Consider the following 12,881-nt stretch of genomic DNA (forward strand, 5'->3'; position numbering starts at 1 on the left):
CTAAATGCTCTACTGCAAACCCGACACATAGGCAGCAACTGCCTCTATTTCCATGTCAGAAAGCCCGAAAGCGTTACTACGCATGATCTTTGTATCTCCGCCCGTTACGCGACCCGTAGGATCCTCGTAACCTTTGCGGTAAGCCTTCAGCTGCGCCGCAACATAGTCTGCGTGCTGACCACCAAGGGCAGGAAAGCCTGCAGGTGCGTTACCGGTACCACGGGCACCGTGACACGCGATGCAAGCGGCGACATTTCGATCTGCAACGCCGGCGCGATAAACCTTCTCACCCAACGCTACCAGCGCAGGGTCAGCTTTTTCGACGCCTCGGGGCTTGCTGCTGAAGTACGCTGCGATGTCCGCCAGATCCTGGTCGGACATATTGTCGACCTGTCCAGCCATCTGCGCTACGGGACGCACACCGTCACGGATGTATTGCGTCTGCTTCAACAGATACTTTTCGCCCAAGCCTGCGAGCTTTGGAAACATAGGGACCATGCTATTGCCGTCGGCGCCATGACAGGCTCCACAGGCAACGGCCTTCTGTTCACCAGCAACGGGGTCACCCTTCAGGATGTCCGCGGCGTGGACATTCACAGTGCTAACAACTGCGCCAAAAATGAACGCGCTGAGAACAAGCAGCTTTTTCATAACTTCAGAATCCCTACTCTTTTTTGCGCGCTGATTATTCAGCGGCAGTCGACATGTACTTGATCAGTTCCACGTACTCTTCATCTGAACAGTCAAAGCACATACCCATGGGCGGCATAGCATTAAGACCATTCTTTACGGAGGCTAGCAGCGCATCCATGCCCTTAGCCAAACGTGGCTCCCAAGCCGCGCTGTCACCAATCTTGGGTGCACCGGCTACGCCAGCTGCGTGGCATACGGCGCAGCTCTTGCCGTACTTTTCCATATTTGGTTCTGCCTGAGCAGCCATAGCAAACGCCGCTACCGCAGCGGCCAAAATGACTTTCTTCACGGTAAACACCTCCCAGTGGTTTATTTGGTCATCCTTGCCCGGCCCTGTTGGCGGGCTCTTTCACTTAACGGCTAAAGACAACTCATAAATCGTGCCCCCTACAAGAAGGGCGCGCTATTATACTCAAGATGGATACCCCAACAAATCACCAAAATGAGCAAGTTTTGGACGAACCCGTAAGCAAGCCGGTCTATCGCAAGGCCGAGTTCCTAACCAGTGCCGCAAAAGTAAGCCAGTGTCCCGACGACAATGGCTGGGAAGTCGCGTTCGCAGGGCGCTCAAACGCCGGAAAAAGCAGTGCAATTAACAGCTTGACGCAAAACCACAAGCTGGCACGGACATCCAAAACGCCCGGCAGAACCCAGCTCATCAACTTTTTCACCGTAGGTGAGCAGCAGCGCATCGTAGATCTGCCTGGCTACGGATATGCCAAAGTACCGCAAAAACTCAAACAAGACTGGACCAAACAGATGGAGGCGTACCTCCAACAGCGGCAAAGCCTCCGCGGGCTGGTTTTGCTGTCAGATTGCCGTCATCCGCTACAACCCTTCGACCAGCAAATGCTGGGATGGGCAGCGGAAGCCGATATGCCTGTGCATATGCTCCTCACCAAGTGCGACAAACTGTCTAAAGGCGCCGGCAAACAAACACTCTTGAAAGTCAGAGGCCAGGTCGCACATCTGGGTGAACTCGTAAGTTGCCAGTTGTTTTCGGCGCTGAAGCACCAGGGGCACGGTGAGTTGATTGCCACGCTTGATAAATGGCTGACTGATACTTCAGTGTTTGATGACGAATCTGACAATTAGCTCTTAATCGCTCAAAACCAGCATGACAGCCCCGCGAACCAAGGGGCAAAAAAAGGCCCGGTTGCAAAACGAGGAGAAAAGCAACCGGGCAGTCAGGGTCTCTCAAGGGGAATGGACGCTGTAAACCATGCTAACCAGCGTCCTGGAACAATGCACTTCACCTCATTGTCACGATAAGTTTGAGGCCCAATTATGACAAAAGTTCCAAAAGTACAAAAAAAGTTTCAGTGCGCCTCATCCCAATTGGCACCGCGACCCGCTTCCACCAGTAAGGGGACCGCAAGATCAGCGGCTGTCGACATCTGACGGCAAAGCTCGTCACATACGGAATCAAGCTGCGAATCGGCAACCTCTAACACCAATTCGTCGTGAACTTGCATGATCATCCGCGCATCGACGCCATCTTCGTCGATCCACCGATCAACTGAAATCATCGCGCGCTTGATGATATCAGCCGCTGTTCCCTGCATCGGCGCATTAATAGCCGTTCGTTCGGCGGCCTGCTGTCGCATTTTATTGCGCACATTAATTTCCGGAAGATAAAGCCGGCGACCAAACAAGGTTTCTACATAGCCTTGCTCGTGGGCGAGGGCTCGCGTGTTATCCATGTACTCACGTACCCCGGGGTAACGCTCAAAGTACACATCGATGTAACGCTGGGCTTCTCCGCGATCGAGATGCAGCTGTCTGGCGAGGCCGAAGGCTGACATGCCGTAGATCAGACCAAAATTGATCGCCTTGGCTTTTCGGCGCTGCTCTCCAGACACGGAGTCCAAAGAAACACCGAAAACCTCTGCAGCAGTGGCACTGTGCACATCCAGGTTCTCCCTGAACGCCGCTAACAAACCGGGGTCCTCTGACAGGTGAGCCATAATCCGGAGCTCAATTTGTGAGTAGTCCGCAGCGACGACCTGATAACCCTCAGCGGCGATAAACGCCTGACGGATCCGCCTGCCTTCTTCAGTTCGAATGGGAATGTTCTGAAGGTTGGGATCCGATGATGACAAACGCCCCGTGGCAGTCACTGCCTGATGGTAGGAGGTGTGAATGCGTCCGGTGCGAGGATTAATCATCCCGGGCAGCTTGTCGGTGTAGGTCGATTTAAGTTTAGAGAGTCCGCGGTGCTCTATGAGCAACTTCGGCAGCGGATAATCCAAGGCCAACTCCTGAAGAACTTCTTCTGCCGTCGAAGGTGCGCCTTTTGGCGTCTTCTTGAGGATCGGTAACTCCAGCTTCTCAAACAGAATTTGACCCAGCTGTTTTGGAGAACCGAGATTAAACACCTGACCCGCAAGATTATGGGCTTCTTCTTCTAATGCCTGAAGGCGTCCTCCTAACTCGCGACTCTGCTCCCAAAGGCGCTCTTCATCCAGCAACGCACCCGTCCGCTCCATCCGCGACAGCACCGGTACCAAAGGAAGCTCAATATCACTAAAAACGCTTTGCAAGCCGGAATTTTCCTGAAGCTTTGGCCACAAGGTTTCATGCAAAGCGAGGGTGACTTCCGCATCCTCTGCAGCATAGGGAGCGGCTTGCTCGATCCCCACCTGATCGAAGGTAATCTGTTTGGCGCCCTTACCGGCCACATCTTCAAAGTGCGTTGTGCTGCGCCCGAGATACTTCAGCGCGAGGCTGTCCATGTCATGCCGTGTTCCCGTGGAATCAAGAACATAGGACTCGAGCATAGTGTCAAAGGCTATGCCCTGCATCTCGATACCATGACGGGCCAGCACACTGGCATCATATTTAAGGTTTTGCCCAAGCTTGGCGCGGGCAGGGTCTTCCAACAAAGGCTTCAGAGCCGCCAACACGGCATCGCGATCAAGCTGCGCTGGGGCGCCAGGATAGCTGTGAGCTAAGGGCACGTAGGCTGCCTCACCGCGCTCTATGGCAAAGGACACACCAACGATGTCCGCTTCCATGTAGTTGAGGCTGGTTGTTTCCGTGTCAAAGGCAAACAGCGGCGCGGCTGACAGCCGAGCTATCCATTCATCTAAAGTCGCCTGATCGAACACAGTCACATAATGCTGCTCACGGGTATCCGGCTCTACCGGCGAGCCGCTATCCCCTAACGCCGCGCCTTCTAGCTCATCTATCCAGCCCTTGAATTCGAGATCCCGAAAAAGCTCCAGAAGCGCGGCGTTGTCCGGCGCTGCATTCGCAAGCTCGGCATATGCCAACGGCAGCTCCAAATCCGTAGCAATCGTTGCGAGCGTGTAAGACAGATATGCGTTGTCTCGCTCTTTTTCGAGCTTGGCGGCCATAGTTTTGGCGCCGCGAAACGACAGGGTTTCAACCTTATCAAGAGAATCGTAAATTTGATCGAGGCTACCTAGCCCCTGAAGGAGTCCCAAGGCCGTTTTCTCTCCAACTCCCGGAACCCCGGGAATGTTGTCGACCTTGTCACCCATCAGCGCAAGGAGATCGATAATCAACTCAGGAGGAATACCGAATTTGTCCACAACCCCCTGCGGGTCCATAAGGGTATCGTTCATGGTGTTCACCAGCGTGACTCTCTCGTTTACGAGCTGCGCCATGTCTTTGTCGCCGGTGGACACAATGACCGGACAACCCGCATCGCCCGCTTGTTTAGCGAGAGTGCCAATCACGTCGTCGGCCTCTACTCCCGGCTCGCAAAGCAAAGGCAATCCCATTCCCCGAACGATATCGTGAATGGGCTGCACCTGCTCCCGAAGATCATCGGGCATAGAGGGTCGGTTGGCTTTATATTCGGGGTAAATGTCGTCGCGGAAGGTTTTCCCCTTCGCATCAAATACCACGGCTATCGTGCTTTCGGGGTAGTCTTTTTGCAGCCGTCGAAGCATGTTAATAACGCCCTTAACCGCACCGGTCGCAGAGCCTTTGGAGTTCGTCAGCGGTGGAAGTGCGTGGTAAGCGCGGTAAAGATAGGAAGAGCCGTCAACCAGAACCAGGGGTTTCGTGTCGCTCATATCGTCGTGTGGCTCCTGTTCATGTCAGGCCTATCAATGATCCCAAATATAACGTGCCGCGCGGTAGGTAACTTTCATTTTCGCGAGATCAAGGGGTGCTTTAAAAAACCCATGATAATGCCCGCGAGGATTTATGAGGACTACATTCGCACTGTGGTCTACCTGATAGTCATCACCTTGACCCGGTACCTTACGAAACGGAGTGTTCAGTGCCGTAGCAAACCTAAACAAATCCAGAAACTCACCAGTTACGCCGGTGAAGTCCTCATTGAAGTAAGGCACATAGCTTGCCAGCTGTTCTACCGTGTCCCGAGCAGGATCAACACTGACCATCACCACAGCAGTGTCCTTCGCCTCGGTACCCTCAAGCTGGCCCACAAATTGATCCAAGAAAGCCATCGTCGTTGGGCAAACATCAGGGCAATAGGTAAAGCCAAAAAACACCAGGGTCCACTGATCTTTCAGTGAATCCTGTGTAAAGCGCTCTCCGCGGTGGTCTGTTAAGGCAAACTCACCAAAGTCCCGAGGCGGGTCCATCAAATACAAACCGTTCGCTTGAAGCTCTCCATCGGACATCAGGCGCGGTTGACCGATACGGTGAATAAAACCCGCAACCACGATGAGCATAAAAGTTAAAACTAAAGCTATGGTCAGTCGTATGCCCCGGCGCTGACGTTTATCCCTGTCAGCGGTCATACAGGATAGGCCGGTAGGGGAAGCAAATAGTGATCAAGGAGCATAATCAGGAACAACAACATAAGGTAGGTGATGGAGTACTTAAAGGCATAGATCGGCGCCTTGGGATTCTTCTCTCGCCAAATCTCAATTGACCAGTAAAAGAATCGCAGGCCCAGAACAACAGCACCCGCAAGATACAGCCAGCTGCTCATGCGCGTTGCAAAAGGCATGAGCGTAATCAAAAACATAATGATGGTGTAAAGAATGATGTGCAGCTGCGTGAAACGCACGCCGTGGGTGACCGGCAACATGGGGATGTCCACTAGTGCGTACTCTTCGCGACGATGTATCGCCAGCGCCCAAAAGTGCGGCGGCGTCCAGGCAAAGATGATCAAAACCAGTAACAGTGCATGTCCACTAACTTCGCCGGTAACAGCGGTCCATCCAAGCAACGGTGGCGCTGCTCCTGCCAAACCACCAATAACGATGTTCTGCGGCGTCGCCCGTTTTAGAAACAACGTGTAGATGAATGCGTAGCCCACCAACGAAGCAAAGGTCAACCAGGCGGTCAGGGCGTTAATCCAAATAAGCAAAATAGCCATGCCGGCTACGCCCAGTGCCAGGGCAAAGAGGATCGCATTGCGATTGCTCACTCGACCCTTCGCCAGCGGACGATTACGAGTTCGCGCCATCCGCTGATCAATGCGTTGATCAACAACATGGTTGACGGCCGCCGCCGCGGCTGCACAAAAAGCGATGCCAAGGTTGCCCAGAATCAAAACATCGAGGGGCACCCAACCGGGCACTGCCATAAACATACCAATCACAGAAGTGAGGATCAGTAAGGCCACGACCCCCGGCTTGGTGAGCTCCTTGTAATCCCGCCATGTTGCGCGGGAGTCTTGAGCCTCGTTGGATGCCGTAGCTGACTCAGCCATTGGAATTCTTCATCAGGAATTTAAGGTCGGAGATGACATCCTTGTAACTCACGGACTGGTCATAGCGCATCATCACCCATCCAGCGGGATCCATAACGTACCAACTGTCAGGGTAATCGGCATACTCGGGGAACATCTCGGCAAAACTGCTTTCAGGCGTATGCCACAGCGTCATGCCTCTTTGCTCGCGCTCGACGTAAGCAGCGAAATCTTCCGGAAGAGGACGCTGGTCACTCAATGCCTCCACCGTAAGAGCAACGGTATCCAAGGGCGCGTCCGTGATCATCAATCTTTCTGCTCTGCCCAGTTCTTTACCGAGCGCCATATGAATCTGGCGAACTTCATAGAGACGCTTTTCGCAAGCAACATCGCAGCTGCCACCGCGTTGGGGAATGACCAGTGTCCACTTGGCATCATTGCCCGCAGCGAAAGCCTCGCCTTGAGCATTTTGCCAGCCGGCCTCTGCCGCCTGTCTTGGTGGCTGTACCAACTGCCCGCGATTTGAGGTACCTAGTGCGCCGACCAGGTCTAACTGACCATTAGCCACGAAGTACCACATCCAGCTTGCTGCAAGAACGACAATCACCGGTATACCGGCAATCAGCAAGAGGGTCATACGACCATTCCCTGGCTGCGGCTGCGTTGAGGCATCTGAGGAATTTTGGCTGTCTACGCGGTTCACGCGCTCATTACTCCTTATGGTCCGCAGTGTTTTCTTTCGCGGAAACCGTATCCGAGGAAGAATCTGACGACTTCTTTGGGGGGCCGCCCACCCGACCCAGACTCAAAATGTTACTGCTACGAATGACAAAGAACACCAGTAAAGCGGCGGCCATGGTAAACCATTGCACAGCATAACCCTGGTGTTTTTCCGGAGACACATTCACTACCGGCCAATCTCTCCGAAAACCGGTGGGCTCTTGGGCAAGCAGTCTCAACTCAGTGGCTACAAGGCTGCCCGACAGATCGTCACGCAGTATTTTTCGCAAAGCAGGTGATGACACGGTTTGCACCAACAACGGCCACTCCAAAGAAGTGAACTGGTCCTCCGCCAGGATGTAAGGCTCTCCCGGCGGAACGTAGGCAGATGTGCTCAAAGCAAACTCTCCCCTGGGTACTTCTACCTGAGGAACACTCCGTCGCGAAGCGTCCCCCGGCACCCAGCCACGATTTAACAGAATGTGCTGGCCGCTGTCTCGATCATAAAAGATCCCGTAAACATCGTGGCCATAACGTCCGTCACGTATCTGGTTGTCCAACAAGATCACCGCGTCGGGCACGTACTCTCCGTTTACGGTGACTGCGCGATATGCCCGTTCTTCGGTAGGCATCTCAAGGAGGGACACTACGTCGATTGCAGCAGCGGTCGCGCGTTGGCTTTCGCTCAGCGCAAGCTCGGACTTTTCTTGAGCCCGATCCAACTGCCAAAACCCCAATGCAATGAGGCCCGGAAACAACAGTACCGTGGCCAAAGTGGTGCGCCACTCAAGATCAAGCTTCAAAGCCGTCATGGGGCACAGCCCCGCAAAACCAATACACCCAGCGCTCCGCTATACTGTGGGTTTGGCTTAAACAAGGTACCAGCTGTGCTGAAATTCTTGATCGTGCTTTTCATGGTAATGCTGGTGGGCAGCCTCGTTAGTGGTGCGTACTTCCTAATGGTGGATCAGGGAGACAAAACAAAACGTCGCACACACACTTCGTTAGGTGTACGACTGGGGCTGGCAATAGGTTTAATGGGTTTGATTATCTTTGGCGTTGCGACAGGACAGCTCGGTCATCGCAACCCCTGGGACAGCGGCCCTCAAGGGGCCGCGATGCCGACTCAGCAGCAGTAGGTTTGATCAGAGGATATAGACGAACAGGAACAGGAATACCCAAACTACGTCTACAAAGTGCCAGTACCAGCTCGACGCTTCAAAACCAAAGTGATCACCGGCGGTAAAGTGGCCGCCTCGCAAGGAACGCATAAGCTGTATTGCCAGCATCGTCATTCCCATAAACACGTGAAATCCGTGGAACCCGGTCAGCATGAAGAACGTGGATCCGTAGATACCTGAGTTCAAAGTCAGGCCGAAGTGAGCGTAGGCCTCGTAGTACTCGGCAATCTGCAGGATGACGAAAAGCACACCCAAGGCAACCGTGCCGCCCAGCCACAAATTAAACTTCTTCTTGTCGCCATTCAAAAGACCCGTGTGCGCAATGTGCACGGTCACCGAAGAAGACAGGAGAATGATGGTGTTCCATAGCGGCAGCCAGGCATACCAGTGGTGGGCTTCAGCAAAAGACATGCTCTGCTTGGCGCTCGAAAAGGAGCCATTGTTCGCGATCAGCTGATCCGCAGCACCGCCAACGGCTTCCTGAGGTGTCTGCATCATGGGCCAGCTCATCTGAAAGCCCTCCCAGAGAAGGTAGTTCATTCGTCCGCCTTCACCTTCAGCGGCTAACCAGGGTCCCGCCAAGTTACGAACGTAAAACAGCACACCGAAGAATGCTGCGAAGAACATGACTTCCGAAAAGATGAACCAGTACATTCCCAGCACATAAGACTTTTTGAGTTGACCACTGGCCATACCTGCGATGTTTTCGCGGATCGTCGTTCGGAACCATACAAACAAAGTCGCGGCGAAGAAGAACAGACCACAGTAAAGAATAGTGGGCGAGGCTTCGCCTGCCTCACCGAAAGTCAGCTGATTGATAAAGTTGGCCGCACCAAAAACGCTGAGAACGAGACCAATAGTCGCCATGACAGCGAGTGGGCTTTTCTCCGGTACGTAATACTTTTCGTAATCTGTGGAGGTCTGGCTTGTCATTGAATTTTCTCTCCAGTTAAACCGTCGGTCCCCCTGACCGACAGCCGTTAGCGTGCAGCAACGGCGCTCTGCGCCATATCTGTCACGTCAAACAAGGTATAGGACAAAGTAATTGTCTTAATATCGCTTGGCAGCTCACGGTCAATAATAAACTGCAAAGGCATTTCTGCCGAACTGCGCCCATCCAGCGGTTGCTGGTTAAAGCAAAAACACTCTGTCTTGTGGAAGTACTCTGCAGCACGCGACGGCGAAACACTTGGTATTGCCTGGGCAACCATTGCCTGTGGCAAAGGGTTACGGGCCAGGAAAACCGTATCGTTCGACGCGCCGGGATTCACACGCATCATGGTGGTCGACGGCCGAAATTCCCAAGGCATTCCATCGTTGTTAGTAGCAACAAACTGAATGGTAATTTCTCGGCTCTCGTCCACGCCCGCCTGAACGGCAGTATAAACCTCGCCGGAAGTCTTACCGTTGATACCGAGAGCGTCACAAAGCACGTTATAAAGCGGCACCATAACGACGAAAACAAACGCAAACATAGCCACCGCTACCGTCACCAACTTGATGACGGTATCGATGGAAGGGTTGTTGCTTATTCGCATCATTCGAAGAGCTTACTCGACTCTAGTCCAATGCTGCTTAAGAGTGCGCGTGCGCTGGATCGAGAGTCGGTGGCACTTCAAAGGTGTGATACGGCGCAGGTGTTGCTACCGTCCACTCAAGACCTTCGGCACCATCCCACACTTTCTCATCACTCACAGGCTTGCCCGCGACAATCGTTGCGACAACGTTGTACAGGAACAGGATCTGCGATCCGCCGTAAATGAACGCGCCGATAGAAGACATCATATTGAAGTCTGCAAACTGCAACGCGTAGTCCGGGATACGACGGGGCATACCTGCAAGCCCAACAAAATGCTGTGGGAAGAAGGTGATGTTGAAGCCGATAAACGAAATCCAAAAGTGCGTTTTACCCATGGTTTCGTTGTACATCTTGCCGCACCACTTTGGCAGCCAGTAGTAAACCGCCGCCGACATGGAGAACACCGCACCCGCAACCATCACGTAGTGAAAGTGAGCAACAACAAAGTAACTATCGTGATACTGAAAGTCCGCCGGAGCGATAGACAGCATCAAACCTGTGAATCCACCAATGGTGAATAGCACCAGAAAGCCAATGGAGAACAGCATGGGCGTCTCAAAGGACAGGGCGCCGCGCCACATTGTGCTTACCCAGTTAAAGACCTTCACACCAGTAGGTACCGCGATAAGCATCGTCGCGTACATAAAGAACAGCTCACCAGCAACAGGCATACCAACGGTGTACATGTGGTGTGCCCAAACGATGAACGACAGGAAGGCAATGGCTGCAGTAGCGTAGACCATGGAGTCGTAGCCAAACAGTGGCTTGCGGCTGAAGGCTGGGATGATCTGCGAAACCACTCCAAACGCTGGCAAGATGATGATGTAGACCTCTGGGTGTCCGAAGAACCAGAAGATGTGCTGGAACAAGACAGGATCACCACCACCGGCTGCTGAGAAGAAGCTGGTGCCAAAGTGGATATCCATGAGCATCATCGTCACCGCTCCGGCCAGTACAGGCATCACCGCCACTAGCAAGAAAGCAGTAATCAACCACGTCCAAACGAACAGTGGCATCTTCATGTAGCTCATGCCGGGAGCGCGCATGTTCATTACCGTCGCGATAATGTTGATCGAACCCATGATGGAAGATAGACCAAGGATGTGGATCGCGAAGATAAAGAAGGTGACTGAAGGTGCAGCGTAAGTTGTCGAAAGCGGAGCGTAGAAAGTCCAGCCAAAGGCCGGAGCACCACCTTCCATGAACAATGTAGAAGCGAGCATCAGGAACGCAGGAGGGAGAATCCAGAAGCTCCAGTTGTTCATGCGTGGTAGCGCCATATCGGGTGCGCCAATCATCATAGGTATCAACCAGTTTGCCAGGCCCACAAAGGAGGGCATGATCGCGCCGAACACCATCACGAGGCCGTGAAGGGTCGTCATCTGGTTAAAGAATGCCGGCTCAACAAGTTGCATACCGGGCTGGAAAAGCTCAGCGCGAATAATCATCGCGAAAGCGCCACCCAAAATGAACATTGCGAAGGAGAACCACAGGTACATCGTGCCGATGTCCTTGTGATTCGTGGTAAACAGCCAGCGGCTGATTCCTTTAGCGGGTCCGTGTGCCATCGTTAATACTCCCCTCAACCCTTCTTGTAATTGAATACATCAATGGGCTGAACCATGTCGCCCATATTGTTACCGAATGCGTTGCGCTGGTAGGTGATTACTGCCGCCATCTCAACGTCATTAATCTGCCCACCAAATGCCTGCATAGCTGATCCAGCAACACCGTTAATACCGATGTTCAGGTGCTGGCCGAGCTCGCCAGTAGCTACCGCCGACCCAGCAATCGCGTTACCCACGCCGCCCTCACCGTTAGCGCCGTGACACGCGAGACAAGCTCGAGCGTAAACTGCTTTACCGCGCTCCATAAGCTCATCCATGGTGAAAGTCTGTGCCATGAGTTCACGCACCTGAGCAGCTTCTTGCTGCTTGTCGCTTTGCCACTGGGCGTATTCTTCCTGGCTGACAACTTTAACGACGATGGGCATAAAGCCGTGGTCTTTCCCGCAAAGCTCAGCGCACTGACCTCGGTAGATGCCTTCTTCCTCAGCGAGGGTCCATGTTTCATTGATGAACCCGGGTACCGCGTCTTTCTTAACCGCTAACTCAGGAACCCACCAAGCGTGGATCACATCGTTCGCTGTGACCAAAAACCGCACCTTGGTGTTAACGGGAATAACCAGTGGTTCGTCCACTTCAAGGAGGTAGTTCTCGTTCTTATCGGCAGAGTTGTAGATCTCAGACTGAGGCGTCTGGAGGTTACTAAAGAACGTCACGTTCTCGCCGTCTTCGTTCAAGTACTCGTACTTCCACTTCCACTGATATCCGGTGACAAGGATATCCATCTCTGCGTCTTCGAAATCGTAGATCTCAAGCAAAGTAGACGTTGCAGGTACTGCCATGCCGATAAGGATCAAAAATGGCACGACTGTCCAGGCAATCTCTACCTTTGTGCTCTCGTGAAACTGGGCTGGCACCACACCACGTGATTTACGGTGGTAGATGATGGAATAGAACATCACCGCGAATACCGCGATACCAATAATCACGCAGATCCACAAAATGATCATGTGCAAGTCAAAGATCGACTGCCCAACGGCTGTGACGCCTGGATCCATGTTGACTGTGCTTCTCTCTCCCTCAGCCTGTGCAGATGTTGCCATCAAGCTTGTTGCGAGAGTCATCGCCGAAAAAACCGCGGCTGCGCGTATCTTGCTTACAGCGGCTGCGCCTGGTTTCTTTAAAAGAGCTAGCGCTCGGTTGATTGTTCCCTGCATTACCGGGTCTCCATCAATCTGTATTTCATCGCGCCTTTAAGACAGTAATCTCAAAGGCTCCTAAACTGTTTATCCAGCGAACTCGGGTACACCTCGCTAGCACACCTCAGCACTCAAGAGCTCGTGAAATACGCGCGCCTGAGCAAGTCTCTGGCCGATAAATCGCACAGAGAGGTCTTCGGTGTGTGTTTTTTCGCCAGCTGCAAACCGTATTTCCCCCGGGCTTACATAACTGACGGCGACAGGCTGTTTAGTGTTGTAATAACAGTTGTAATAACTATGGCA

Annotated in this window: 13 protein-coding genes; 2 read left to right on the plus strand and 11 right to left on the minus strand. The window is 53.1% G+C overall.

The annotated features are described in order from the left end of the window. Positions 1–9: 9 nt before the first annotated feature. A complete protein-coding gene (locus R0137_RS02260; protein WP_407328225.1) occupies positions 10–651 on the minus strand; it encodes a c-type cytochrome in 642 nt (213 codons plus the stop codon). A gap of 34 nt (positions 652–685) precedes the next feature. Next, positions 686–982: a c-type cytochrome gene (locus R0137_RS02265; protein WP_407328227.1), complete on the minus strand. Its 297-nt coding sequence runs from the start codon at positions 980–982 to the stop codon at positions 686–688. Between the two features lie 128 nt (positions 983–1,110). Here R0137_RS02265 and yihA point away from each other — a divergent pair, with 128 nt between their 5' ends. Continuing rightward, the gene (gene yihA / locus R0137_RS02270; protein ID WP_407328228.1) at positions 1,111–1,788 is read left to right on the plus strand and encodes a ribosome biogenesis GTP-binding protein YihA/YsxC; all 678 of its coding nucleotides are present in this window, start codon (positions 1,111–1,113) and stop codon (positions 1,786–1,788) included. A gap of 224 nt (positions 1,789–2,012) precedes the next feature. Here yihA and polA read toward each other — a convergent pair whose 3' ends face one another. The 5 genes from polA to R0137_RS02295 are packed head-to-tail and all read right to left on the minus strand — an operon-like array spanning position 2,013 to position 7,866. After that, a complete protein-coding gene (gene polA, locus R0137_RS02275; protein WP_407328229.1) occupies positions 2,013–4,739 on the minus strand; it encodes a DNA polymerase I in 2,727 nt (908 codons plus the stop codon). 33 nt (positions 4,740–4,772) lie between these two features. Continuing rightward, entirely contained in the window at positions 4,773–5,435 is a 663-nt protein-coding gene (locus R0137_RS02280; protein WP_407328230.1) for an SCO family protein, read from the minus strand. Continuing rightward, complete coding sequence (gene cyoE / locus R0137_RS02285) at positions 5,432–6,355, minus strand: heme o synthase (protein ID WP_407328232.1); 924 nt, start codon at positions 6,353–6,355, stop codon at positions 5,432–5,434. Before cyoE ends, R0137_RS02280 begins: the two co-directional genes overlap by 4 nt. Further along, the gene (locus R0137_RS02290) at positions 6,348–7,037 is read right to left on the minus strand and encodes a hypothetical protein (protein ID WP_407328234.1); all 690 of its coding nucleotides are present in this window, start codon (positions 7,035–7,037) and stop codon (positions 6,348–6,350) included. The genes cyoE and R0137_RS02290 overlap by 8 nt, the downstream gene beginning before the upstream one ends. Positions 7,038–7,044: 7 nt before the next feature. Then, positions 7,045–7,866: an SURF1 family protein gene (locus tag R0137_RS02295; RefSeq protein WP_407328235.1), complete on the minus strand. Its 822-nt coding sequence runs from the start codon at positions 7,864–7,866 to the stop codon at positions 7,045–7,047. A gap of 75 nt (positions 7,867–7,941) precedes the next feature. Between R0137_RS02295 and R0137_RS02300 the strand changes: the two genes are divergently transcribed. Continuing rightward, the gene (locus tag R0137_RS02300) at positions 7,942–8,193 is read left to right on the plus strand and encodes a DUF2909 domain-containing protein (RefSeq protein ID WP_405271392.1); all 252 of its coding nucleotides are present in this window, start codon (positions 7,942–7,944) and stop codon (positions 8,191–8,193) included. Positions 8,194–8,199: 6 nt separating this feature from the next. Here R0137_RS02300 and R0137_RS02305 read toward each other — a convergent pair whose 3' ends face one another. The 4 genes from R0137_RS02305 to coxB are packed head-to-tail and all read right to left on the minus strand — an operon-like array spanning position 8,200 to position 12,596. Next, complete coding sequence (locus R0137_RS02305) at positions 8,200–9,168, minus strand: cytochrome c oxidase subunit 3 (protein ID WP_407328237.1); 969 nt, start codon at positions 9,166–9,168, stop codon at positions 8,200–8,202. A 47-nt stretch (positions 9,169–9,215) separates the two neighbouring features. Beyond that, positions 9,216–9,776: a cytochrome c oxidase assembly protein gene (locus R0137_RS02310; RefSeq protein ID WP_407328238.1), complete on the minus strand. Its 561-nt coding sequence runs from the start codon at positions 9,774–9,776 to the stop codon at positions 9,216–9,218. 34 nt (positions 9,777–9,810) lie between these two features. Next, positions 9,811–11,382 (minus strand): cytochrome c oxidase subunit I, encoded by a 1,572-nt coding sequence (gene ctaD, locus R0137_RS02315; protein ID WP_405271389.1) that lies wholly within the window; start codon positions 11,380–11,382, stop codon positions 9,811–9,813. A 14-nt stretch (positions 11,383–11,396) separates the two neighbouring features. After that, complete coding sequence (gene coxB, locus R0137_RS02320) at positions 11,397–12,596, minus strand: cytochrome c oxidase subunit II (protein WP_407328241.1); 1,200 nt, start codon at positions 12,594–12,596, stop codon at positions 11,397–11,399. Positions 12,597–12,881: the final 285 nt, after the last annotated feature.

The sequence above is a fragment of the Congregibacter brevis genome (genome assembly GCF_045689245.1).
In the GTDB taxonomy this organism is placed as follows: Bacteria; Pseudomonadota; Gammaproteobacteria; order Pseudomonadales; family Halieaceae; genus Congregibacter; species Congregibacter brevis.